The following is a 23,107-nucleotide window of genomic DNA, read 5'->3' on the forward strand; positions in this document are numbered from 1 at the left end:
AACCTTAAGGCCACTCCCTATTTTTTGCTTATAAGCCCGCCGCCATACTGTGCGCTCTCCATTTCATTTTTAAAGGAAGCAGCTATGACGGACGAACACGACATCAAGGAAAAGTTCTTCAAAGCGCTTAAATCTGACCGGACCATCATGCTCGGCCTGTCAGGGAGTCAGGTGGCACAACCACGCCCCATGACCGCCCTGCTTGAAGACGGAGCTGAAGAAGGGCCAATCTGGCTCTTCACCTCAAATGAAACCGAACTGGGACGTATACAGATACCTAACGCCCCCGCCTGCGCCACTTTTGCCTCCAAGGGCCATAATGTCTTTGCCACCTTTCATGGCAATCTGACGGTGCATAATGACCGTGATATGATCGAACGTTTGTGGAACCCGTTTGTCGGGGCCTGGTTCGAAGGCAAGGATGACCCTAAGATCACCCTGCTGCGCTTTGATCTGAGCGATGCAGAAATCTGGATAGACGCCTCTAGCCTGCTGGCCGGTATCAAAATCCTGCTGGGGGCCGATCCGAAACGCGACTATGAGGATAAGGTGGCTAAGGTACAGCTATAGCCTCAATAAGGGCCTTGCGTTTGGCTTCACAGGCCAGCAAGGCCTCCTCCTGCTTGAGGCTAAAAAGCGCCAGATCTTTTATGGTCGCAACCCCTTGCGGGTCAGGCGACTGACAGGGTTCAGTCGTTGCCATTGGTATGATGAGCGCCGCCTGTGGTTTGGCGCAGGCTGTCAAGGCCAGCCCGCCAAGCACCCAGCACAGGCTCAGGGTTCGCACACTCAGGGTCGGGGCTGGCTTCGACATGGGTTTGGGCCTCATCAGATTTTATATGAATGTCACGGATTAGCGTTCGGGTGCGCCCGTCGATGATCGCTGTCCGTTCGGCGGCATCAAGCTTCGCGGTCAGTACGGCAATTTCAGACCTTTGGGCCTCAAGGCGTTCTGATTGCGCCCACAGGGTCGCCGCCATCCCCGTCACCAGCGCCAGAGCGCCACCGGCTATGTAAAACCGGATCATCCTAAGCCTGCCCGATAGACGGTACGGCCTCCGTGTTTGCCATCCTGCTTGAATGCCGTCAGGGTTTGCTGGCGCAGAGTGGGTGCAAAGGAAATATGCACCCATTGGTTAAATTCCTGAATGAGTTGGTCATAGCGGATGCCGCTGTCACGCAAGGCGCTACAGATACGCACCGGATCACCAAAGGCCGGGCACCTGAAATCCACGGCATAGGCCTGAACGTGATGGCTGGAGGAAGCCCCACCAACGGCGTGATTGAGTGCGGCGGAGCGGTAGCCGGAAGTGACGATCACCGGATGCCCGAGATAAAGGCGGACGCTGTCCATGCGTTTTGCGGTCGCGTTCAGACGCGTCAGTAACTGGCCCTTCGGCACATTATCAATGCCCCTCGCCCGCGCCGTATCCGATCGGGTCATTTCTTCAAGCGTAAAAAATTCAGCGCTCCACATGACGCCCCTCCGTTTGCACGACAAAGCGTCCGATAATGCCCAATATCAATATCGGCATGAGGATGACCGCAATCAAACCATCCGGCAGGCGATCCTGTAATTTTTCCGGCACAGAAAGCCATGCCCCCGATATGGCCAGAGACAGAGCCATGGCCTGCGTGCTGATAAAGCGCCAGCCCTGACGCCAGTTCGCTATCCATATCATGCGATCAGCTCCGGTAAGGGAAGCTATGGGCCGATACCGAGGTCATCACGCGATTGCCCGTGCCTGTTCTGGCTACAGACGCAAAAAGCCCGAGTTCCGGCGACCAGCACACCTTTTGCCATTCATTGTCCGCCGCACTTCCGCCTGAAGCCCAATAGATTCCTTCCGGCGAAGTCATAAGGCGGTTGCCGGTACCTGAGGTGGATATGGCGGTGAACAGGCCCAGTTCCGGAGACCAACACACCGACTGCCAATTGGTGTCGCTGGCGGCATTCCGCGCTGTCCAGTTCAGACCATCTGGCGACGTCATGGCACGATTACCCGTGCCCGAAGACGCTACGGCGCAAAACAGGCTGCGTTCTGCTGACCAGCAAACGGCGCGCCATTCATTGTCCGCCGCGCTGGTGCGCAGGCTCCAGTTAACGCCGTCAGGAGATGTCATGACACGATTGGCGGCTCCCGTAGCCGCCACTGCACAGAAAAGTCCCAGATCGTCTGCCCAGCATACCGAGGTCCAGTTATTGTCAGCGGGCGTGGCGCGCAGTGTCCAGTTCATACCGTCAGGCGACGTCATGACACGATTACCCGTACCCGAAGACGCTACGGCGCAGAAGAGGAACAGTTCCGGCGACCAGCACACAGACTTCCATTCAATGTCAGCCGCACTTAAGCGGGCCGTCCAGTTGACGCCATCCCAGGACGTCATGACCCGATTGCCGGTACCCGTTTGCGCCACCGAGCAAAACAGCGTCAGTTCCGGTGCCCAGCACAGATCAAACCATTGATTATCAGCCGCACTTGAGCGTGTGGTCCAGTCCACCCCATTATGAGAGGTCATGACGCGGTTGCCCGTTCCCGAAGCGGACACAGCACAGAAGAGACCAAGCTCTGCCGACCAGCATAGCCCGCGCCAGTCATTATTGGCGGCACTGGAACTGATCCGCCAGCCATTATGGGTGACATGTCGCCGTCCGACACTATTGGCCTTTACATAGGCAGGCCGTGAAAACCGGATTCTGCCGGATGATCGGTTTACCTCATAGGCGGTCAGCCAGCGGTTTCCGTCGGGCGACACCTTCAGTGACAGGTTATCACTGCCATTAGTGCCGAATTCCGCCCGCCCGCTCCAGCCGGTCTGCCAAAGGAGTGACGCGGTGTCGCCTGCTACGTTCTTGTTCAGTTTGGTCTGAATGCCATTTCCGGCATGATTGAACAGAACTGCCGGACTGCTGACCGACAGGCGGTTATAGTCATCCGCCGTGGCACTGATACCGACACTGGGCAGGTTCTGCTGAACCGTCAGCGCCCCCCACCCTGCATCTTTGCGCACCAGATGTGTGGCTTCGTCGGCGACATAGACAATCGTGCCTTCGCCTTGCGTCACCACATTCCAGTACCCGCCCCAGAATATAAGAAAATCACCGGCCTCATGATCATTCCATACCGCGCCTGTCGCCGCTTCGGGCAGGATATAGGCGTCACCCGCCTGCGGATCAGACGGCTGGGTCGTGACACTGCGGCTTAAGGCCGTGGCCTGCACCAGCGCCTCAAGCTTCCAGAGGGATTCATTAAGCGTGATATAGGCACCGGTCTGGCCTGATTGCAGCAGGGGCAATCCCAGACGAGGAGTATTTTGCAATGACACGAAGGGGCCTCTTTGCTGATTGAAGGGTCAGCCAGAAGCATCCGCCTGTTTAGGCCAGAGAGGATATTTTCAGGGCACCAGATAAACCAGCCGTTTCTTGCCCTTCAGGGTTTTGAGGGTCATCAGGTTTTGCTGATGCACGCCGCTGTCATAAGCCTCCCGTTGGCTGGCATCGATGTACCAGGTCTTGTCGATCTCTTTCTGCACGATATGCGACGCATAGAGATGCCCCTGAAACAGCGTATCCGCCGCCGCGGGCAACAGGGGGATAAGGCTTGAGACCGAGCTTATGCCGCTGTCGGCCAGCAGGATCAGAAGCGTCTTGAGGAAGGTAAAGGGGCTGATGCGGGCCCTTAAGGCCTGAACCATGATAAAGCTGCTGGCACCGACGCTATAGATCGCCCCCAGGGGCAGTCCCGGCACCCACGCCAGAATCCCGTCAAGCCCTATGACATTGACTGGCCCGATTTTAATCAGACCATCAGACAGTCGCTTCACAAGCCCCACGGAGTTGTAGAGTTTATCAACCGCCTGTTGCGACCTTACAAACATGTCACTTGCTCCGCGCCCCCCTGATCCGGTAATCTTGACGCACAGGTACCATCCCGTCAATCCACCAAGCCCCTGAGGTCCCCATGCTCGTCACCACCACCCACGTTGTTGAAGGTAAGACCATCGAATCCTATCTGGGCGTCGTTACGGGCGAGGCCATTTTAGGGGCCAATATCTTCCGCGATATGTTTGCTGGTATTCGTGACATCATTGGTGGCCGGTCGGGAGCCTATGAGGAAGTCCTGCGCAAGGCCCGTGATGCGGCTCTGGATGAAATGCAGGCCGAGGCCCGTTCCAAAGGCGGTAATGCCGTTGTCGCCGTCGACATCGACTATGCTACGGTCGGTCAGGGATCCATGTTAATGGTCACCTGCTCCGGCACGGCTGTTGTCATACGCTAAACCTTGTTTATAAAGCGTCTTTTTTCTCTGGCCTGCTTTACTGTCAGCTTGTTGTGGCTGGCCGTTTCGGTTGTGTGCCTTCTCAATCTGCCTCAGGCCAAGGCCTATCTGATTGATATATTTTCGGCCCCGCTTCTGACCGGCGCGATTATCTGTCTGGGGCTGCTGATACTTCTGAAGCAACGCCTGTCGGCCCTCATAAACCTTGTGGCGGTGATGGGGCTGGGCTTCAGCCTTTGGGGCCAGATGTTTCCGTATCAGCCAAAGCCTGACCTGACGGCGCAACCGGTGCGGCTGATCTTTGCCAATTTGTGGATCAAGAACCAGACACCGGAAAAGCTCATTGCCTGGATCGAGAGCGAGAATCCGGATGTCGTCGCTCTGGTCGAGGTCGGGCCACTGGCGGAAACCAATCTCATTGTGCCCCTTAAAACGCGTTTGCCCTATGTGACGCATCACCACCAGACAACCCTGTTGTCACGCTTCCCTATAAGCGCAACGGATTCCAAGCATATCGGCTATAGCACTGCCACGGCGACGATTGATGCGCCGTCAGGGCCATTGCATCTGGCGGTGGTGCATCTGACACGACCATGGCCCTTTACCGCCCCTGACGCGCAACCAGAGCAGGTTAGATTACTTGCGCAGGACTTCAACGCCGGAAGCTCAGAGCGCACCGTGCTTGTCGGTGATTTCAATACAACGCCTTCCGCAGCGGCCCTTTCGGCGTTCAGCCAGCAAACCGGCTTCAACCCCGCCGGTTCCCGCAGCGGTACATGGCCCGCCGCTCTTCCCGCGCCCTTACGGCTCGGGATCGACAATGTGTTTGCGGCCACAGGCCTGAGCCTTAAGGATCGCCGGACAGGTCCCTATTATGGCTCTGACCACAGGCCGGTGCGCGTAGACATCTATCCGGCAGAATAGCTGGGATCCGGCAGAATAGCTGGCCTATTTGCCTTCAGAACGGTTCGGGCGTGAGGCCTTCTTCTTTTCGGCCGCTTCGGCCTTAGTGGCGCGCGTGGTCTCGATCTTGCGGTTCAGATCGTCAATGGCCGGACTTTCGAGCAAATCATCGGTCAGCACCGCATCGACAATAGCGTCCTGACTTTCGATGACGTGGCGCGCCTGCGTGCTGGCGGCGTCATTGACCGCTTCTGCCGCCTCCTCAAGCATGTTCGCCGAAGGCTCAGAGGATTTCAGCCAGCCATATTGCGCCGTCAGGGCATCGGTAAAGGTGCGCGGCAAAGCGCCATAGGCATCATTGTTTCTCGGCTTGATCGGTGCCAGAGCGCTGCTGAGTGCCCAGCTGCCCAGCCCGAAGCTGGTGGCGGCAAAGAACGGCACCCACAGTGGCGAAAACGCCCCGATCCAGAAATGCGTCAGCTTTTCAGACGCTTCCCTAATATCTTCGGACGTTGCCAAAGACAGTTTCAGTGTTTCATTATCCGTAATGGTCACCATGATCACACCTCATCTTGAACAAAAAATGTTGCAGCGCACACAGGGGTAACACGATTATATCCCCAAGGCTACGCCGCCCACCCCCTACTGCGTCAAAAAGACCTGAATTTCGCGTGATAGTGAAAGTCCGATTTGGGCTTTCCTTTCGCTTCAAAACCTCTTAGCCATTTAACCGGAATAACAGGAGGCCCGCATGACCTACACCCCCGATACCGCACGTTACACCAACATGCCCTATCGTCGTTGCGGCCGGTCCGGCCTGAAGCTTCCGGCTATCTCATTGGGTTTGTGGCACAATTTCGGTGATATCGACCCGCTGGACAATCAGCGAGCGCTGCTCAGGCGGGCCTTTGACCGGGGCATCACCCACTTCGATCTGGCCAATAATTACGGACCGCCTGCCGGTTCGGCAGAAACCAATTTCGGACGAATTCTGCGTGAGGACCTAAGGGCTTATCGGGATGAACTGATCATCTCCTCTAAGGCCGGCTGGCAGATGTGGGATGGCCCCTATGGCGGGTTTACCGGGTCGCGGAAGCATCTGATCGCCAGTTGCGACCAGAGCCTGAAACGCATGGGGCTTGACTATGTCGACATCTTTTATTCGCACCGCCCTGATCCCTATACGCCGCTTGAGGAGACCATGGGGGCGCTGGTACAGCTCTATCGTCAGGGCAAGGCGCTCTATATCGGCATCTCGAGCTATGGCCCCGAACTTACGCGCGCCGCCGCCGAAATCCTCAAGGCCGAAGGCGTGCCGCTGACGATCAATCAGCCTAACTATAGCCTGCTTGATCGCTGGATCGAGCCTGAACTGCTGGCCGTGAACGATAAGTATGGCGCAGGCGCGATTGTTTTTTCCCCCCTGTCTCAGGGCTTCTTAAGCGACAAATACCTGCGGGACATCCCCGAAGACTCGCGCGCGGCACGGCTTGACTGGGTACGCGCAGGGCTCAGTCCTGAAAAACTCAAGCTCATTCGCCAGTTAAATGACATGGCCGTCGGGCGTGGCCAGTCACTGGCGCAAATGGCCCTAAGCTGGACATTGCGCGATCCGCGCATCACCTCGACCCTTATTGGGGCCCGTACGGTTGAGCAGCTCGATGACAGTCTGGGGGCTTTGAAAAACCTCAGTTTTACCGCTGATGAACTGGCGCTGCTTGACCGGCTGACGCGTTCGGCCCTGCCCGATATCTTTAATGAGCCGCCCAAGGCCACCGGTCAGGATCTGATTGAAAATCCGGTATTTCCGGATTAATCTGGAAACACTATCGGGGGAACAATCATGACACATTTTAAAACCGTATTGCTGACCAGCGCCATGCTTGGTCTGGCTGCCTGCTCGCAACCGGCATCCGAAAGCATCCAGAGCTATGCCGATAGTAAACTCGACCATATCGCCGCTGATGCCTCAGGCGGCATGGGTCGTGAGGCAGCAGCGGGCGCGGCTGCGGACATCAGCCTGCCGCAGATCGCCTATGATTACAGCTACGGCTTCAGCGCCCCCTCGGCGTCACTGTCTGACCTTCTGAACCGGCATCAGACCGCATGCGAAAAAGCCGGGCCAAATGCCTGCCTGCTCATCAGTACGTCTGCTTCGCAAAACCCGGATGACCGTTACACAAATTACAGTCTGGAGTTACGCGTCAGTCCGGCATGGCTGAAACAGTTTCAGACAGGTCTGGCGGATGACCTGAAAAACACCAAAGGGCGCATGGCGTCGCATAGTGTTACCAGTGAAGACCTGAGCCTTAATATTGTCGATACCGAAGCGCGCCTCAAAAACAAGCTGGCCCTGCGCGATCGCCTTCAGGATATTATTCGCCAGCGTCCAGGCAAAATATCCGAACTGATCGAAGCGGAAACCCAGCTGGCGCAGGTTCAGGCCGATATTGATGCCGCACAATCGGCACTGGCGGTCATGAAAAAGCGCGTGGCCACCGTGCATCTCACCCTGTCCTACCACAGCGAGGCCGTTGCGGCCTCTACCTCCAGCTTCAGTCCGATTACCAACGCCCTCAACAATGTCGTTGGCCACTTTATGCGGACACTGGGCTTCCTGATTGAACTGTTTGCCGTGCTTTTGCCGCTCATTCTGCTGAGCGTTCCGGCCATATGGTATGGCCGAAAGTGGCTAAAGGCGCGTAAGGCTAAGCGCCCTAAGGTGTCTAAGATTCCAGATTCTGGGTCCCCAGATTCTTAAGACCCCAATAGCGAGCTGATGCCCTGACCGGCGACAAAAGCCAGCCAGGCCAGAACGGCGAAATAGACCAGCGTGGCGATGTTGAACAGATATCCCAACAGGACAAACACGCCGTCACGCTGCACCATGCCAATGGACAAAAGCAGGATCGCTACGCCGGGCAAGGTGTTTGAAAACGGGATAGGGCCCAGCGGTGCCATCAGCAACAGCGCGGAAAAGATCAGGATGATGCCGTTAAAGCGGGCGACAAACCCGCCATGCGTAAGTCCGCTCAGGCGTGGCTTGACGTAGGGATCAACACGCGACACCAGCTTCACGCCCTTTTGCAAGGCGGGGATCAGCTTGTCGGTATCCATTTCGCGGTCAAGTATCTTCTTCGGCAACCACGGCAAACGGTTCAGCGTGATGGATACGCTCACCAGCAATATAGCGCCGCCAAAGACAGTCGAAACCCCCGGAATAGACACCGGAATAAGAAACGGCAGACACAGAAGCGCGCACAAAAGCAGCAACCCCTGCTCACCAATGGCGGCGATTAGCTCACGCAAGGTCACCGACCGCCCCCGTATACGGTCAATGGTTTCACTCAGCATATCGCTGACTTTTTTGGACGTATCGCCAAAACCGGAGGAGTCAATCACGCGTATAGCCTTCTGATTAAGGAACCTGAGGCCGCTAAATGCCCGCATTTCCTTAAAATTGAAAGCGGGCATTTGCTTTTTTAAGGCCTGAGCTTGCGCAAGCCCCGCGGCGCCATCCGTCCGACCGAGGCGCGCTTGCCTTCATATTCGGAATAATCCTTGAATTCGCGCGCCTTGCCCGAGCCATCGTACCAGTAAACCGGCTCAGCCGAATTAAAGACAGCGATGTCCTTTACGCCGCCGTCCTTATAGCCCTGAAGCTTGACGCCCTTACCCCGGCCCATTTCCGGCAGTTCCGATACCGGATAGATCAAAAGCTTGTTATTTTCCCCAAGGATCATCACCTTGTCGCCGATAATCGGCAAGGCCGCAAAAGCTTCGGTTTCTGTGCCGACATTCAGCGTCTGCTTACCAGCCTTTTTGTTGCCGACCGCATCTTCTTCGTTCATCACGAAGCCATAGCCGTTCTTCGACACCATCAGACGTTTGGCTTCAGGGGTATACATAAATACCGAAACGATGGTGGCGGATTCTTCCATCTCAAGCATCAGCCTGAGCGGCTCGCCATGCCCGCGTGCCGACGGCAGCTTGTCACAGGACACCGTAAAGAAACGCCCATCAGAGGTGAGGATCAACAGCTTGTCAGTATTAAAGCCCGGCACAAGGAAGCCAAGCTCATCGCCTTCCTTGAACTTGAGTTCTGACGGATCATCGACCTTACCCTTGGTCGCACGTATCCAGCCGCGTTCCGACAGGATAACCGTCAGGGCTTCCTTGGGCAGGTAGGATTCTATCGCCGCCACTTCGATGCCCTGCGGGGCCTCGGCAAAGCGCGTGCGTCGCGCCGACAGAAGCTGCTTACGCACATCAGTCAGTTGCTCATCAATGCGCTTCCATTGCTTTTTCTCTGACCCCAAAAGCGCCAGCAGACCGTCGCGTTCTTTCGCCAGTTTGTCGTGCTCGCCCTGAATGGCCATTTCCTCAAGCCGCGCCAACTGACGCAGGCGGGTATCGAGGATGTAGTCAACTTGCGGTTCCGTCAGGTTGAAACGCGCCATAAGGGTCTGACGCGGCGTTTCGTCCTCACGGATGATGCGGATCACCTCATCGAGATTGAGGAAGGCGATCATCAGGCCTTCGAGGACGTGCAAGCGCTTTTCGATGCGTTCAAGCCGCCATTGCGACTGACGGATCAGCACTTCACGGCGGTGGTCAAGGAAGTGGTTGAGGATGGTCTTAAGGCCCATCACCTTCGGCGTGCCGGTCTTGTCCAGCACGTTCATGTTGAAGGCAAAGCGTGTTTCCAGATCGGAAATACGGAACAGGCTCTCCATCAGCACTTCGGGTTCGATATTTTTCGTTTTTGGCTCAAGGATCAGCCGCACATCCTCAGCCGATTCATCGCGCACATCCCCCAGAAGCGGCGCTTTCTTGGCCTCGATCAGGTCAGCCAGTTGTTCAATGAGGCGTGACTTCTGAACCTGATACGGAATTTCCGTGACGACGATGCGCCACTGACCACGTCCGGCGTCTTCGATTTCATACTGGGCGCGCACCCGCACCGAACCGCGACCGGTTTCATAGGCTTCATGGATGGCTTCACGGCGGTCGATACAGACCCCGCCCGTCGGGAAATCCGGTCCCGGAATAACCGCCATCAGACCCGCCGTATCGGTATTCGGCTCAGCGATCAGAAGCTTACAGGCGTCAATCAGTTCCGCGACATTATGCGGTGGAATGGAGGTCGCCATACCGACCGCAATCCCCGTCGCGCCATTGGCCAGCAGGTTCGGAAACGCCGCCGGCAAAACCACCGGTTCTTCATCCTGACCGTCATAGGTGGCGCGGAAATCAACGGCGTTTTCGTCAATTCCTTCAAGCAGCAGCATGGCCGCTGCCGTCATCTTGCATTCGGTATAGCGCATGGCCGCCGCGCTATCGCCGTCGATATTACCAAAGTTTCCCTGCCCATCGACCATGGGGTAACGCTGGGCGAACCACTGCGCCATCCGCACCAGCGCGTCATAGATCGACTGATCGCCGTGCGGGTGGAAGTTACCCATGACCTCACCGACGACCTTGGCACACTTACGCGCCGCTGCCTGCGGATTGAGGCGCATATTATGCATGGCATAGAGCACCCGCCGGTGAACGGGCTTAAGGCCATCGCGCACGTCGGGTAAAGCCCGGTGCATGATGGTCGACAGGGCATAGGCCAGATAGCGCCGTGACAGGGCCTCATTCATAGGCTCGCTGAGAATACGGCCGCCTTCTTCGGGAATCACAATATCGTTCATGCCTCAGGTTTACGGCGTGGCCGCGCCTAAGACAAGCGCTTTGGCGGCTTAACCACGCCCGCGATAGGTGGCTACGCCAAAGTCCGGCACCAGTGTGCCCTTCGGCGGCTCACCGGTCTGCCAGAAGACATCGATCGGGATGCCGCCACGCGGATACCAGAAGCCGCCGATGCGCAACCAGCGTGGCTCAAGGAGGTCACGTAAACGCTTGGCGATATAGATGGTGCAGTCCTCATGGAAGGCCCCATGATTACGGAAAGACGTCAGAAACAGCTTGAGCGACTTCGATTCCACCAGATACTGATCCGGCACATAGTCGATAACTATGTGCGCGAAATCCGGCTGTCCGGTGACCGGACAGAGCGAGGTGAACTCAGGGGCCGTGAACCGCGCCACATAGTCAATGTCTGCGTGCGGATTAGGCACACGCTCAAGCACCGCCGTCTCAGGCGTATCGGCGGCAACGGTCTGCCCGCCAAGCTGGGTCAGGTTATCGGTGTAATGGGACATGGCACTCATCTCGTCTGGCTTTTGTCGTCATATACACCGCTTTTGATCCTGATCCACCTCTGTTGCTACAGGGCGCGATAAACAAAGTTGCGGAAACGCGCTTCGCCCTTGCCTGACGCATAGAAACCGGGCTTGAGCATCAGAAAGCCACCGCGCACATTGTGATGGTAACCTGACACTTCCATGCCGCGATCAAAGCGTTTCCAGTTCTGGCCATCGCTTGATGTATGGAAGCTGATGATGTGGCGGTCATTGCGCACGCGCATGAACATGCGCCGCCCATGCGGATTGGCCGGCCTGCCGCGTTCTATGCCATATTGGTGGGTGATAAAGGTGTTGGCATCAAACCCAAGCCCGCAATAGAGCTGCTGATCATAGAACAGTAACAATCCGGCACGCGCGCCTTCGTCGATTTCGACCTCCATCTCAAACTCATAGGCCTGATCGCCGACCACACAGACCAGAGGCGAAGATGTACTCGGGGCCTCACCGGTCGCCTTCAGATGCAGGACGCCGTCTTTAGGTTGCAGGCGCTTGCCTTCGTCGGGGGCGGGATTAAAGAAGTTCCACTGGATGCCGTATTTATCCTCACGGAAATCATCCGACAGGGCATAGCCATGCGCCAGCTTGCCACCATGCGGTTTGCCGCCCGCAGGCTTTGGGATCGGTTTCGACAGGTCGCCGCCGTCAAATTCCGGCCAGCCGTTTTCCCACCTTACCGGTGCCAGCAAAGCCTGACGCCCCAGTGTCCAGAAGCCGTTTTCATAGCCGTGATAAACCGTCCACCAGTCCCCTTTCGGGCCTTCGACCAGCGTGGCGTGGCCGCGCGACCACCACTTTTCGCTTAAAGACTCGGTGCGCACCACCGGATTACGCGGATGGTTTTCCCACGGGCCATTGATGGATTTTGACCGCGCGACAATGACCATGTGTCCCGTTGGCGGCCCCGCCGTCCCGCCAACCGCCGTAATGACGTAAAAATAATCGCCATGGCGGGTGATCTTCGGCCCTTCCTGAGAATAGCTTTCGACATCCCAGTCCTCCGGATAGCGCCAGCCGTCGTAGACATGTTCGATTTCTCCAACCGTCTTAAGACCGTCGTCCGAAAGCCGGATGCGGTCCCCTGCTGACAGGAACAGCCAGCGTGAGCCATCCTCTCCGACCGCATGGCCGGGATCGATATGATCGGGCAGATCAAGGTCGATCGGTTCGGACCAGGGCCCCGTGATATTATCGGCCCAGATGACCCACGAAGTGGTGCGGCTGTCGGGGGCCGATGTTTTCTTGGTCGGGATATAGAGATAAAACCGCTCTTTGTGCTTGATCAGTTCCGGCGCCCAGACCGAGCCGATGTTTTTCGTCAGAGCCGCCGTCAGCGGGTGCCAGTTAATCAGGTCTTTTGAGTGCCAGATAATCAGCCCCGGATAGGCCTCAAAAGTCGAGAAGGTCATGTAATAGTCGTCACCATCCTTAAGGATGGTCGGATCGGGGTGATCGCCCGCCAGTATCGGATTAAGGAAGGTGCCGTCCCCAAGGTCGCCCTTGCGCTGACCTTCGATGCCTTTGGCCCAGTCAATAGCGGGCGGGCTTTCGCAGGCGGCTTCGGCCCGTGCGGCCACAGGCACCGAGGTCATAAAAGCCCCGAGGCCTGCCCATTTCAACGCATTGCGGCGGCTGGTTTCAGTCATATCCGTTCCCTGTTTCATTTTCACACAGGAAACATAACTTGTATGACGAATTTTGCAATCCCTCAGAACCGTGTGGAGTCAATTCTTCTCCCTCCTGCTTGCGGGAGGGTGGCGCTTTGCGTGAGCAAAGTGACGGGAGGGTTTTCTGGCTGCAACCCAAAAAAGATACCCCTCCGTCTCGTCGCTTTGCGACGATCCACCTCCCCATGCTGACGCATAGGGAGGAGATAACCGCTGCCCTGCCGTAAGTTGCTCGGACTATCCCACTTCTTCGCCTAGCCCATTTCTTCGGCGAGCATGGCCAGACGTGCGGCCTGATCATCGGCGATCAGGGCATTGATCATCTGGTTCATATCGCCTTCCATAAACAGCGACAGATTATAGAGCGTCAGGTTGATACGGTGATCGGACACGCGCCCCTGAGGGTAGTTATAGGTGCGGATACGTTCACTTCGGTCACCGGAGCCGACCTGCGACTTACGGGCATCGGAGCGCGCATCATCCAGCGCCTGACGCTGCTGGTCATACAGCCGCGCCTTAAGGTTACGCATGGCAATGGCGCGGTTCTGGTGCTGGGACTTTTCTGAAGAGGTCACGACAATACCGGTCGGCATGTGGGTAATACGCACCGCCGAGTCGGTTTTGTTGACGTGCTGACCACCGGCTCCCGATGAGCGATAGGTATCGATGCGGATATCCTGATCGCGGATTTCGATTTCGACATCTTCAGCTTCGGGCAGCACGGCCACGGTCGCCGCCGAGGTATGGATGCGACCACCGGCTTCGGTTGCGGGCACCCGCTGCACGCGATGCACGCCCGATTCAAACTTGAGACGCCCGAACACGCCTTCGCCGGTCACCGAGGCGATGATTTCCTTGTAGCCACCGGCATCACCCTCGGAAATGCTGTCGACTTCCACGCGCCAGCCCTGACCGGCGGCATAGCGGCTATACATGCGAAACAGGTCGCCGGCGAAAATAGCGGCCTCGTCACCGCCCGTACCGGCGCGGATTTCGAGAATGGCCGAGGCGTTTTCGTCCTTGTCCTTAGGCGCGAGCAGCAGCGCCACACCATGTTCAAGTTCCGGCAGGCTTTCTTTCAGCGCCTGCAATTCTTCAGCGGCCAGAGGCGACAGTTCCGGATCATTAAGCGCCATCAGTTCCTCAAGCTCAGGCCCCTGTGAGCGCGCCTTAAGCAAATGGGTCACCGCATCCACCACCGGCTTCAGTTCGGCATGTTCTTTGGACAGGCGCACAATCTCCGCGCCTTCGGTCGCGCTTTCCATGCGCGCCTCAATCATGCGGAAACGGTCAACGACCTGATCGAGCTTGGCCTGTGGCAGATGTATCAACCGTGCAAATCCTGAGAAATCAAAATGTCACGGCCTTCTAAAACGCAATGCCTGAACTGTGAAGCGCTTTTCGCCAAAATCGGTGCTGAGCCAGGAATTGAAAGTTGCCCCGACCAACCGCTCGCGCCGCAGGACCAGCTTACGGATATCGCACGTAGAGCTTGATTCCCTTGGAGAAAGGGCGGAAATTCACCCGGTTGAAATCACTAATAAACCCTTAAAACTAAAAGCATTTTTATTTGCGTTACCTTAAGACATTTAGGTTATTCACTTAAACATATTCCCCGTAGTCCGCCCAGTTCGGAGCGTTCGTGAAACGAGATTTGAGTGAATTAAAGCTGCTTGCCCCCATGGCGACAATTGTCGTCATGGTCGTCTGTGCTTTGATTGGCATACTGTGGGTCTGGGCTCTGCAGACCGATCAGGCCGGGCGGGTTCGCGAAGAAAATCTGGTGCGCATTGGCATTGAGCATCTGATAAAAGAAAATACCCGTCGGATGGCCCCGACCACCTTCTCCGAAGAAGCCGTCAAACGACTGAATGCCGGCGACATGGACTGGATACGCACCCGCTTTGGGGAGCATTACATAAATACGCTGAATTATGACTGGTCGTTTATCACTGATGCGTCGGGCGTGCCCATCTTTGCTTACGGCATTAAGGGAGAAACCGATCCCGGTCAGTTTGAAACCTTCCGGCCGCATGTCGAGAAGCTGCACAATCGCATTCGGGCCTTAAGCACTCAGGATAGCCATCTGCGCCCCTTAAACGATCCGTCGCTCTCCGGCCAGCTGGCTACCATTGACGGTCGCCTCTATATGGTCGCAGGCAATCCGGTACGCTCACCGGTGACGGACTTTACCGAACAGTCGGCCCTTCCCCAACCGTCTATCGTGATTGCCGCCACCGAGATTACCGGTCTGGAACTTAAGACTCTGGCCCAGCAATATATGCTGTCGTCCATTCATATCGTCCGCCCGGGACAGATCATTGCCCCTGATGATGCGCGCGCCGCCTTTTACGATGATCAGGGCCGTACGATTGTCGAACTGACATGGGTGCCGCAACGTGCGGGTCACGCCCTGTTCATGCGCGCTATCGGGCCGGTATTACTGATTGCCATGGGCCTTGGGGCTGTGGCCCTCTATTTGCTGCATGAAACCCAGAAAACCGCACGCAATCTTATTGCCTCAGAAGCGCGTGCCAAGCATATGGCCATGCACGACGCCCTGACCGGCCTGCCCAATCGCAGCCTGTTTACCGATCGCCTGACGCAGGCACTTGAGCGCATTCGCCGTCAGGGCGGCTATGTCGCCGTGCATTGTATCGGCCTTGATCGCTTCAAAGATGTCAATGACACCTTAGGGCACACCGCCGGTGACGAACTGATCCGCTACAGCGCTACCAAAATTTCCGGTATGATCCGTGCGGGCGACACACTGGCCCGTTTGGGCGGCGATGAATTTGTCATCGTCCAGACCGACACGAACCCCCACAGTGCCGCCGCCCTGTCCAAACGTATACTTGAATCCTTAAGCGGTAATGTCCTTCTAGAGAGCGGGCAGGTCTATTCCTCGTGTTCCATCGGTGTCACCCTTTTGCAGGATGCCGATATCGAAGCCGCCGAAGCCTTGCGTCAGGCCGATCTGGCCCTTTATCGCGCCAAGGAACAGGGCCGGTCGCAATATGCCTTCTTTGAAGTCGAGATGGACGCGACCATAAAGCTGCGCAAACTGCTGGAAGCCGGTTTACGCGAAGCGATCCTAAGCGAATCCATTGAGGTCGTTTATCAGCCGCAAATGGATCATTTTGGCCGCATTATCGGTGTTGAGGCTCTGGCGCGCTGGTCGCATCCTGAGCGCGGGCCGATCTCACCGGCCTATTTCATTCCTCTGGCCGAGGAATGCGGCCTGATGAACGAACTGGGTGCCCTGATCATGCACCGCGCCATGATTGACTCAAAGCGCTGGCCCGGCCTTAAGGTCGCGGTCAATGTGTCTGCGACCCAGCTCCGGTCAAGCCGCTTCCTGTCGCGCATTTCCGGCCTTCTGGCGAGCACCGGCGTGCAGGCACAGTCCATTGAAATCGAAATCACCGAAGGCGTCCTGCTTAACGACGACCAGAATACGCAGCAGACCTTGCGCGAACTGCGTCAGATGGGCTTCTCGATTGCACTGGATGATTTCGGCACGGGGTATTCGTCTCTGAGTTATCTTAACCGCTATCCGGTGGACAAGATCAAGATTGACCGGTCTTTTGTCGCCAATCTGGGGATTGACCCCGATGCCGAGGCCGTTATTCGCGCCATTATCCGTCTGGCCAAGGCCCTTAATCTCGGCATCCTGGCCGAAGGCGTCGAAACCCGCGGCCAGCGCAATATCCTGCGTCAGGCAGGTTGTCCGTTGATGCAGGGTTATCTGTTCTCACGCCCCGTTGATGCCGACGGTATTGATGAGTTGATGTTTGGCCAGATTGAAAAAGCCGCCATCACCCACGGCATTGTGCGTATGCGCTAATACGCGGCGGTTAGCCCCACGGCAATTGACCTTTGACAGTCAGCACACTAAGTCATCGGACAAACACTCAGAGGTCTGTCCGGTGCATATCAACGATTATCCGCAACTCGAAATCAATCCGGTGTCCGGTCCGCTCACAGGGCAGGTCATTCTGCCCGGATCAAAATCCCTGACCAACCGCGCCCTGCTGATCGCCGCGCTGGCGGCAGGCGAAAGCCGCCTCAACGGTGTGCTTTCCAGCGACGACACCCTGTATATGGCCGCTGCCCTGCGGGAAATGGGCGTGGAAATCACCAATCACGACGCCACAACCCTGATGGTCCGCGCTTCTGGCAAGCTTAAGGCACCCGATAAACCGCTGTTCCTCGGCAATGCCGGCACCGCCACCCGCTTTCTGACAGCCGCTGTCGTCCTGGCCGATGGCGAAGTCGTGGTCGATGGCGATGAGCATATGCGCAAACGCCCAATCCTGCCGCTGGTCAAAGCCTTGCAAAGCCTTGGGATTGACGTTTCCGCCCCGACAGGCTGCCCGCCGGTCACGGTTAAGGGTACCGGCCGCTTCGATGGTCAGGTCGTTGAGGTCGATGCCAATCTCTCCAGTCAGTATGTTTCGGCGCTGCTGATTCTGGCCGCCTGTGGCACCCATCCGGTTGAGGTGCGTCTGAAAGGGACGGGCATTGGCGCACGTGGCTATATCGATCTGACGCTCGGGGCCATGCAGGCCTTTGGTGCGCAGGTTTCCACCCCGTCTGAGGGCGTGTGGCGCGTCGAGCCGACCGGCTACAGCGCCGCCACCTATGATGTGGAACCCGACGCCTCGGCCTGTACCTATCTGTGGGCCGCTGAGGTTCTGACCGGCGGTGACATCACCTATCAGATGGACACCTCGGCCCTCACCCAGCCGGATGCCGCTTCACGTGACCTGATCCGCGCCTTCCCGAATATGCCTGCGGTCATCGACGGCTCGCAAATTCAGGATTCGATACCGACACTGGCGGTACTGGCGGCGTTTAATAATAATCCTGTCCGCTTTGTCGGCATCGCTAACTTACGCGTCAAGGAATGCGACCGCACCGCCGCCCTGTCTCAGGGCCTGAACCGCATCCTCGAAGGGCTGGCGCACGAAGATGGTGACGATCTGATCGTACACAGCGATCCGGCGCTTAAGGGGCAGACCCTGCCGGCGGTGATTGATACCTTTAACGACCACCGCATCGCCATGAGCTTTGCGCTGGCGGGCCTGATGATCCACGGCATTGTCATCGATAATCCCGCCTGCGTCAGCAAGACCTTCCCTGAATACTGGAACGTCCTGTCGTCTTTAGGGGTAAGCTTCAAAGGAACGGACTGACGACCACAAGCGTCAGCGCCAGAAGCCCCAGCGACAGATAACGATAGTTCTTATAGATCGGCACAGTGCGTAGCTGTGCCGTTTCGCGTTGCCACACCGCGCGCATGAACATCAGGCCGGATATGTCGTTCCAGTCCGGTGCCGGACGCAGGTGGCTTCCGGCGACGATGCTCAGGGCGCTGGCGGCGAAAATGACGAAGGCCGCCTCAAGGAAATGCAGCGGGATAAGGTCGAATATTTCGCCCCCCAGAAACAGCCCGATACTTAAGGCCGTTCCGATCACAAGCCCGCACCCTGCCCCAAAAGCATTGGCGCGTTTCCAGAAAATCCCCAGCAGAAACAGGGCAGCGACCGGCGGTACGGCATAGGACAACATAGCCTGTAGATATTCCCACAAAGTATCCTGTATCCGGCTCATCACCGGCAACCACAGCATGGATATGCCCATAACCGATAAAATGGCTACGCGCCCGGCATTCAGCAGCCAGCGCTCTGAGGTGTGCGGTCGGTAGCGTTTGATGAAATCAAGCGTCACCAGTGTCGCCGCCGCATTATAAGTCGCCGCCAATGACGACATCAGAGATACGATAAAGGCCCCGATTACCAGCCCGATCAGTCCCGTTGGCAAGAGTTTGACAATCATCGCCCAGAACACGCTTTCGGGCCGCTCAAGCCCCGGCAGGATCACCAGCGCACACAGGGCAGGCACAATCAACAGAAACAGGGTCGACAGCTTAAGGCCACCGGCAAACAGACTGCCCCAGCGCCCGTGATCTAGAGATTTCGCCGCCAGCACCTTCTGAACCATGTATTGATTGGTGCACCAGAAATAAAACCCGATCAGGGGCAGGCCCGATATCAGGCCTGTCCACGGCAGGACGGCATCATCGGCGGGCCTGACCAGTCTCAGCTTTGCCGGATCAATCTGTGCCGTCAGCGCCTCCCAGCCCCCGACCAGAGACAGGGCTGAGAATGACAAGACCATGCATGAGCCGATCAGGATCAGGGCCTGAACCGTGTCGGTAATCATCACCGCGCGTAAGCCGCCAATCAGCAGGAAACCCGCCGCACAGAGGGATAATAACGCACTGACCTGCCACAGGGTCAGGGCCGGAAACAACAGCTTGAACAACACACTTCCGGCGAATAACGCCCCGACTGTGTCCACCAATACAAACAGCACGATCGCCAGTCCCGAGACATAGGTTCGGGTAAAACGGCCATAGCGTTTTTCAAGGAACTCAGGGACGGTAAACACCCCCGACGCCAGATAGGTCGGCAGCACCACGGCGCAAAAGGCCACCAGCACAAAGGTCGCCACCCAGTCATAGTTATAGACACTCAAACCGTGCGCATAGGCCGATCCACTTACGCCCACCAATGCCGTTGAGGAAATGGTGGCGGCAAACAGGGCAAAACCGACCATCGGCCAGCGCGCCTGCCGGGCACCTAAAAATTGCTGATTAAGCGTTCTGATTTTCAGGCGACTCAATACGCCCAAAAGCGCCAGCGCCACCACATAGAGTGCCGCCACCGCCAGATCGAAACCTGCAAACCCAGCCATGTCCGCCCCTGTCTGTTTTTTTCAGACAGTGACAGCCGCGCCCTGATTTGAAAAGAGGCCGCAGAACAGATAGTCCTGCGGCCTCCCGATCCTGGCTTTTAAGTCTTCCCGCTTAGCGCACCCGTACCCCTAAGGCCTCGACGGCCTCAAGTGACACCTGTCCCTGCGCCAGACCATTGTCGGCCTGAAACTTCTGTACAGCCGAGACGGTCTGTGACCCCAGACGTCCGTCGATCGGGCCCGGATTATAGCCACGCCGCTGAAGCGCATATTGCAGGGCGCGAATGGTTTCCGGTGAGGCGTTACGCTCACACAAGACTTCACGCCATACCGGCTCAGGCTCCCTTACCACGCGGGTGCGTTCGACATTATCATAGATGGCCGGAATATGTTCTTCGACGACGCGCTCAGGCTGGTCGATAACGGTGCGTTCGACATGACGCACTCTGGCGGGCACTTCGACGCGGCGCACGGTTTCAGGACTGATCTGAACCTTGCGTTTAACCTTCTTGTATTCGCCGGGTGTTTCGGTCAGGCAGTAGATGGTCTGGGCACTGCCCTGATGCAGGTACTGGGTGGTTTCATAAGAGGTCGGCACCATGACCTCATGCTTGCCAGGCCAGTTTAAGGTGCCATCCGCCCGGTAGCGCACCGGACGATGCTCATGCGGTGTCACCAGCGCTGCACCCGTGGCGTAGCCACGTGTGGTTTCCCACTGCCTTGAGGGTTCACGCACCATAACATGCTCATGACGCACTTCGTATTCAGCCGGTACGCGCTCTTCGTAAGAGCTGGCTTCCTCAACGACCTGCGCTTCCGTGACCCTGCGGGTCACCGCAGGCACAGTGCGCCGTTCGGTACGGGCTTCGGCCACGAGAATCTGCTCACTGTAGGTTTCAAATTTCGGCGATTTAAGGAGCCGCGCATAGCATTGCCCCGGACGGGCAATGGCCCGCAGATCCTCAGGCAGTTCACCCAGAGAATCCGCCACCACCGACGTCCCTTCGTCATAGGGGCGGAGTTCCGGCAGGTTTTCGGTTTGCACCTGATTTGTCCGTTTAACGACCGGCTTATGGCCGTGTGCCGCTACCGCGCCGCTTGTCAGCATGAGGGCGCTTGCCGCCACCAGCGAGAGGCCTGCCTTTAGAGTATAGTTACGCACCAGCGTCTTCCTTATCACCATTGCCGCACCTCAGAATATGACTTCTGGCGGCGTTGAATATCCCTTTGCCAGTCATCGCACCTTTAAAAGCGACTCTGGCTCAATGCTGATGATTTTAACGCTTCATTAACCCTTGCAACAAGCCTACTCGCGTGTTTCGCGTAAATTAACCTTATTACGGCCTTATTTTACCGTCCAGAGCCTGCGTCACGCGCATCAAGCCAGCTTGCCACCCAGACCAGAGGCGCATTCCAGTTAATTGTTACTTCGTTGGTCGAATAGGAACTGACATGATCAATATAGCAGGTCTGAACATGACAGCCTTCAAGCCGCCTCAGCGCCTCCGGGTCAACTTCTGACGGCCTCTGGTTGGCCCCACCGGCGATCACGCCCGGCGGTGGCGACGGCAATGTCCCGTCATTTGTCCAGAAACGGTGATGGGGGTGCAGCATGGCCTTTTCGCCATAACCCGACACAAACGAGAACCCCAGCGGATTACGCCCCAGCACATAGTCGGTCAGATTGACCACTTCGGGCGCATATTGCGGCCCGTGGCGATCGGCGAAATCCGCCCCAAGCGCCAGAATAATCGCGCGGTTCATGAAATCGGCTGTTGAGCCCCAGCGATAGGCACGATCAAACGGCACAGCATAGCCTTGCGTGGCCGTTTCCGCCTTCAGGGCTCTGGCACGGCTGACAATGGCCGCCCGCGCCGCCTGTTTCAGTTCATCCGGTGCCGATAACGCCAGAGAAATCGTACCCAAAGTGGGCACATTGCCCCAGTTGAAATCAGCGACCGACAGATAATGCGGTGACGCTTTCAGCGCCTCAAGATAGGTCTCTTCGCCGGTGGTCAGATAAAGTTCTGCCGCCGCCCAGTAGAATTCATCGCTCAGTTCGTAATCGCCATAGCCGCCGCCCCCACCGGCCAGCACATCAATGGCATAGGCGTCCGGTACGCGTAAGGCCGCTTCATAGGCGCGTCGGGCAGCCGTCAGGCATTTGGCGGCATAGTCATCGTCCAAACCCTTGAACAGACGCGCACACTGGGCTGCGGTGGCCGCCAGATTAAGCGTCGCCGCCGTGGACGGATAGGACAGACCGCGCTTTTCCGTATCCAGATGTGGCGGAGTCGGCACGGCCGTCCAGTTTTCGTCATGTAACTTATGGTGCGCCATGCCCGACGCATCAACCTTTGTGAACTTAAGTGCCGTCAGGTTTTCGCGCTGATTGCCGAGCGGCAGGGTCAGGTTCTGGCCGTCGGGCACCTGCATGCCCAGCATAAAATCAAGATTGAACCGTGCCTCATCGAGCAGATCATTGACGCCGTTACCGGCTTCAGGGATTTTCACCTTGCCGTCGGCGAACCCGTTCGCCAGCCCGTATTCATATATATTCAGCAGCGTCCACACCGATATGCCGGAATTGACGACATATTTGCCGTGATCACCCGCATCATACCAGCCGCGGGAGGCATCAAGCTCATAGGGACATCCACCCCACTCATTGCCGCGATGATCCTTTGGCCCCCAGCAGGTGACGATTTCCTTTTCGTGAGCTATGGGTCGCGCCCATTTTTCGCCGACATATTGCGCCTCAATCGGCACGCCGGAACGCTGATGATAAAAAAACGCCAGCGCATCATATTTTAGCGGCTCATAGACCCGTCCGATATCAAACGGCTGGCTTTGGGTACCGTTGACTGTCAGGACGTAGCCCTGCCCCGGCGCCCTGAAGCGGGAAAAATCCGCCTGATGTACCCGCTGTTTCGATCCGGCATTATCGCCAAAAGGCGTGGTCTGACCCGACGCCACTTCAATGCCATTAGCGCTCAGGATGCGCCAGTGGATGGGCTGTTCGCGATCAGTCACGACAATCGCAATCTTACCTGAGTTCGCTGTAAAGCCGGTTTGATTCAATTGAATGGCCGTAACCTCAGCCTGCGCGGCAAAAGCCAAAAGGCATGTTCCCGCGGCCATAAGGCTGGTTATCGTCGTTCCCCAACGCGTCATCACTTCTTTTCCCTGTATTTTTTACTTATGACAACGCTATCAGGAAGCGGCGTTTTAGGCCAGACGAAAC

General features: G+C 57.1%; 22 protein-coding genes. 7 read left to right on the forward strand and 15 right to left on the reverse strand.

Annotated elements, in window-relative coordinates:
- Nucleotides 1-84 precede the first annotated feature (84 nt).
- Entirely contained in the window at nucleotides 85-570 is a 486-nt protein-coding gene (locus E5201_RS09425) for a pyridoxamine 5'-phosphate oxidase family protein (RefSeq protein ID WP_140985774.1), read from the forward strand.
- Here E5201_RS09425 and E5201_RS14790 read toward each other — a convergent pair.
- The 6 genes from E5201_RS14790 to E5201_RS09450 form a co-directional block, all read right to left on the reverse strand.
- On the reverse strand, nucleotides 554-703 hold the full coding sequence (locus tag E5201_RS14790; protein ID WP_181404583.1) for a hypothetical protein: 150 nt from the start codon (nucleotides 701-703) through the stop codon (nucleotides 554-556). The genes E5201_RS09425 and E5201_RS14790 overlap by 17 nt on opposite strands.
- A complete protein-coding gene (locus E5201_RS09430; protein WP_140985775.1) occupies nucleotides 690-1,028 on the reverse strand; it encodes a hypothetical protein in 339 nt (112 codons plus the stop codon). The genes E5201_RS14790 and E5201_RS09430 overlap by 14 nt, the downstream gene beginning before the upstream one ends.
- Nucleotides 1,025-1,477 (reverse strand): D-Ala-D-Ala carboxypeptidase family metallohydrolase, encoded by a 453-nt coding sequence (locus E5201_RS09435; RefSeq protein WP_140985776.1) that lies wholly within the window; start codon nucleotides 1,475-1,477, stop codon nucleotides 1,025-1,027. Before E5201_RS09435 ends, E5201_RS09430 begins: the two co-directional genes overlap by 4 nt.
- Nucleotides 1,464-1,682 carry a DUF7940 domain-containing protein gene (locus tag E5201_RS09440; protein WP_140985777.1) on the reverse strand — a complete coding sequence of 73 codons (219 nt, stop codon included), beginning with the start codon at nucleotides 1,680-1,682 and terminating at the stop codon, nucleotides 1,464-1,466. Before E5201_RS09440 ends, E5201_RS09435 begins: the two co-directional genes overlap by 14 nt.
- Nucleotides 1,683-1,686: 4 nt before the next feature.
- Nucleotides 1,687-3,327 (reverse strand): DUF2793 domain-containing protein, encoded by a 1,641-nt coding sequence (locus E5201_RS09445; RefSeq protein WP_140985778.1) that lies wholly within the window; start codon nucleotides 3,325-3,327, stop codon nucleotides 1,687-1,689.
- A gap of 69 nt (nucleotides 3,328-3,396) precedes the next feature.
- On the reverse strand, nucleotides 3,397-3,879 hold the full coding sequence (locus E5201_RS09450) for a DUF4112 domain-containing protein (protein ID WP_140985779.1): 483 nt from the start codon (nucleotides 3,877-3,879) through the stop codon (nucleotides 3,397-3,399).
- An 83-nt stretch (nucleotides 3,880-3,962) separates the two neighbouring features.
- On the opposite strand from E5201_RS09450, the gene E5201_RS09455 reads away from it, so the two are divergent.
- A complete protein-coding gene (locus E5201_RS09455; RefSeq protein ID WP_140985780.1) occupies nucleotides 3,963-4,280 on the forward strand; it encodes a heavy metal-binding domain-containing protein in 318 nt (105 codons plus the stop codon).
- 51 nt (nucleotides 4,281-4,331) lie between these two features.
- Nucleotides 4,332-5,204 (forward strand): endonuclease/exonuclease/phosphatase family protein, encoded by an 873-nt coding sequence (locus E5201_RS09460; RefSeq protein ID WP_140985781.1) that lies wholly within the window; start codon nucleotides 4,332-4,334, stop codon nucleotides 5,202-5,204.
- Between the two features lie 24 nt (nucleotides 5,205-5,228).
- Here E5201_RS09460 and E5201_RS09465 read toward each other — a convergent pair whose 3' ends face one another.
- Nucleotides 5,229-5,741 (reverse strand): hypothetical protein, encoded by a 513-nt coding sequence (locus E5201_RS09465; protein ID WP_140985782.1) that lies wholly within the window; start codon nucleotides 5,739-5,741, stop codon nucleotides 5,229-5,231.
- A 193-nt stretch (nucleotides 5,742-5,934) separates the two neighbouring features.
- Here E5201_RS09465 and E5201_RS09470 point away from each other — a divergent pair, with 193 nt between their 5' ends.
- Nucleotides 5,935-6,999, forward strand: coding sequence for an aldo/keto reductase (locus E5201_RS09470; RefSeq protein WP_140985783.1), 1,065 nt, complete (start codon nucleotides 5,935-5,937; stop codon nucleotides 6,997-6,999).
- A 27-nt stretch (nucleotides 7,000-7,026) separates the two neighbouring features.
- A complete protein-coding gene (locus tag E5201_RS09475) occupies nucleotides 7,027-7,944 on the forward strand; it encodes a DUF4349 domain-containing protein (RefSeq protein WP_140985784.1) in 918 nt (305 codons plus the stop codon).
- On the opposite strand, the gene E5201_RS09480 is transcribed toward E5201_RS09475, so the two are convergent.
- From E5201_RS09480 to prfA, 5 genes are all read right to left on the reverse strand, one after another.
- On the reverse strand, nucleotides 7,941-8,633 hold the full coding sequence (locus tag E5201_RS09480) for an exopolysaccharide biosynthesis protein (RefSeq protein WP_140985785.1): 693 nt from the start codon (nucleotides 8,631-8,633) through the stop codon (nucleotides 7,941-7,943). The genes E5201_RS09475 and E5201_RS09480 overlap by 4 nt on opposite strands.
- Nucleotides 8,634-8,665: 32 nt before the next feature.
- Nucleotides 8,666-10,882, reverse strand: coding sequence for a DNA topoisomerase IV subunit A (gene parC / locus E5201_RS09485; RefSeq protein ID WP_140985786.1), 2,217 nt, complete (start codon nucleotides 10,880-10,882; stop codon nucleotides 8,666-8,668).
- A gap of 48 nt (nucleotides 10,883-10,930) precedes the next feature.
- The gene (gene queF, locus E5201_RS09490) at nucleotides 10,931-11,392 is read right to left on the reverse strand and encodes a preQ(1) synthase (RefSeq protein WP_140985787.1); all 462 of its coding nucleotides are present in this window, start codon (nucleotides 11,390-11,392) and stop codon (nucleotides 10,931-10,933) included.
- A gap of 65 nt (nucleotides 11,393-11,457) precedes the next feature.
- The gene (locus E5201_RS09495; RefSeq protein WP_140985788.1) at nucleotides 11,458-13,080 is read right to left on the reverse strand and encodes a family 43 glycosylhydrolase; all 1,623 of its coding nucleotides are present in this window, start codon (nucleotides 13,078-13,080) and stop codon (nucleotides 11,458-11,460) included.
- Nucleotides 13,081-13,355: 275 nt separating this feature from the next.
- Nucleotides 13,356-14,429, reverse strand: a complete 1,074-nt coding sequence (gene prfA, locus E5201_RS09500) for a peptide chain release factor 1 (protein WP_140986114.1) — start codon at nucleotides 14,427-14,429, stop codon at nucleotides 13,356-13,358.
- A gap of 353 nt (nucleotides 14,430-14,782) precedes the next feature.
- Here prfA and E5201_RS09505 point away from each other — a divergent pair, with 353 nt between their 5' ends.
- Together E5201_RS09505 and E5201_RS09510 are read left to right on the forward strand one after the other, a co-directional pair.
- A complete protein-coding gene (locus E5201_RS09505) occupies nucleotides 14,783-16,948 on the forward strand; it encodes a putative bifunctional diguanylate cyclase/phosphodiesterase (protein WP_140985789.1) in 2,166 nt (721 codons plus the stop codon).
- Nucleotides 16,949-17,030: 82 nt separating this feature from the next.
- Entirely contained in the window at nucleotides 17,031-18,299 is a 1,269-nt protein-coding gene (locus E5201_RS09510; RefSeq protein ID WP_140985790.1) for a 3-phosphoshikimate 1-carboxyvinyltransferase, read from the forward strand.
- On the opposite strand, the gene E5201_RS09515 is transcribed toward E5201_RS09510, so the two are convergent.
- The 3 genes from E5201_RS09515 to E5201_RS09525 form a co-directional block, all read right to left on the reverse strand.
- Nucleotides 18,283-19,863: a sodium:solute symporter family transporter gene (locus tag E5201_RS09515; RefSeq protein WP_140985791.1), complete on the reverse strand. Its 1,581-nt coding sequence runs from the start codon at nucleotides 19,861-19,863 to the stop codon at nucleotides 18,283-18,285. The genes E5201_RS09510 and E5201_RS09515 overlap by 17 nt on opposite strands.
- Nucleotides 19,864-19,975: 112 nt before the next feature.
- Nucleotides 19,976-21,046, reverse strand: a complete 1,071-nt coding sequence (locus E5201_RS09520) for a peptidoglycan-binding domain-containing protein (protein WP_140985792.1) — start codon at nucleotides 21,044-21,046, stop codon at nucleotides 19,976-19,978.
- A gap of 167 nt (nucleotides 21,047-21,213) precedes the next feature.
- Nucleotides 21,214-22,983 (reverse strand): glycoside hydrolase family 9 protein, encoded by a 1,770-nt coding sequence (locus E5201_RS09525; RefSeq protein ID WP_246050538.1) that lies wholly within the window; start codon nucleotides 22,981-22,983, stop codon nucleotides 21,214-21,216.
- Nucleotides 22,984-23,107 lie beyond the last annotated feature (124 nt).

The organism is Asticcacaulis tiandongensis, assembly GCF_006475605.1.
GTDB lineage: Bacteria > Pseudomonadota > Alphaproteobacteria > Caulobacterales > Caulobacteraceae > Asticcacaulis > Asticcacaulis tiandongensis.

Bases quoted from the DNA above. Each gene is read 5' to 3' on its own strand.
- E5201_RS09470 (WP_140985783.1), top strand. From the start codon at position 5,935: ATGACCTACACCCCCGATACCGCACGTTACACCAACATGCCCTATCGT.
- E5201_RS09435 (WP_140985776.1), bottom strand. From the start codon at position 1,477: ATGTGGAGCGCTGAATTTTTTACGCTTGAAGAAATGACCCGATCGGAT.
- E5201_RS09520 (WP_140985792.1), bottom strand. From the start codon at position 21,046: ATGGTGATAAGGAAGACGCTGGTGCGTAACTATACTCTAAAGGCAGGC.
- E5201_RS09480 (WP_140985785.1), bottom strand. From the start codon at position 8,633: ATGCGGGCATTTAGCGGCCTCAGGTTCCTTAATCAGAAGGCTATACGC.
- E5201_RS09495 (WP_140985788.1), bottom strand. From the start codon at position 13,080: ATGACTGAAACCAGCCGCCGCAATGCGTTGAAATGGGCAGGCCTCGGG.
- E5201_RS09425 (WP_140985774.1), top strand. From the start codon at position 85: ATGACGGACGAACACGACATCAAGGAAAAGTTCTTCAAAGCGCTTAAA.
- E5201_RS14790 (WP_181404583.1), bottom strand. From the start codon at position 703: ATGGCAACGACTGAACCCTGTCAGTCGCCTGACCCGCAAGGGGTTGCG.
- queF (WP_140985787.1), bottom strand. From the start codon at position 11,392: ATGTCCCATTACACCGATAACCTGACCCAGCTTGGCGGGCAGACCGTT.
- E5201_RS09430 (WP_140985775.1), bottom strand. From the start codon at position 1,028: ATGATCCGGTTTTACATAGCCGGTGGCGCTCTGGCGCTGGTGACGGGG.
- E5201_RS09455 (WP_140985780.1), top strand. From the start codon at position 3,963: ATGCTCGTCACCACCACCCACGTTGTTGAAGGTAAGACCATCGAATCC.
- parC (WP_140985786.1), bottom strand. From the start codon at position 10,882: ATGAACGATATTGTGATTCCCGAAGAAGGCGGCCGTATTCTCAGCGAG.
- E5201_RS09440 (WP_140985777.1), bottom strand. From the start codon at position 1,682: ATGATATGGATAGCGAACTGGCGTCAGGGCTGGCGCTTTATCAGCACG.
- E5201_RS09515 (WP_140985791.1), bottom strand. From the start codon at position 19,863: ATGGCTGGGTTTGCAGGTTTCGATCTGGCGGTGGCGGCACTCTATGTG.
- E5201_RS09475 (WP_140985784.1), top strand. From the start codon at position 7,027: ATGACACATTTTAAAACCGTATTGCTGACCAGCGCCATGCTTGGTCTG.
- E5201_RS09450 (WP_140985779.1), bottom strand. From the start codon at position 3,879: ATGTTTGTAAGGTCGCAACAGGCGGTTGATAAACTCTACAACTCCGTG.
- E5201_RS09505 (WP_140985789.1), top strand. From the start codon at position 14,783: ATGGCGACAATTGTCGTCATGGTCGTCTGTGCTTTGATTGGCATACTG.
- E5201_RS09465 (WP_140985782.1), bottom strand. From the start codon at position 5,741: ATGGTGACCATTACGGATAATGAAACACTGAAACTGTCTTTGGCAACG.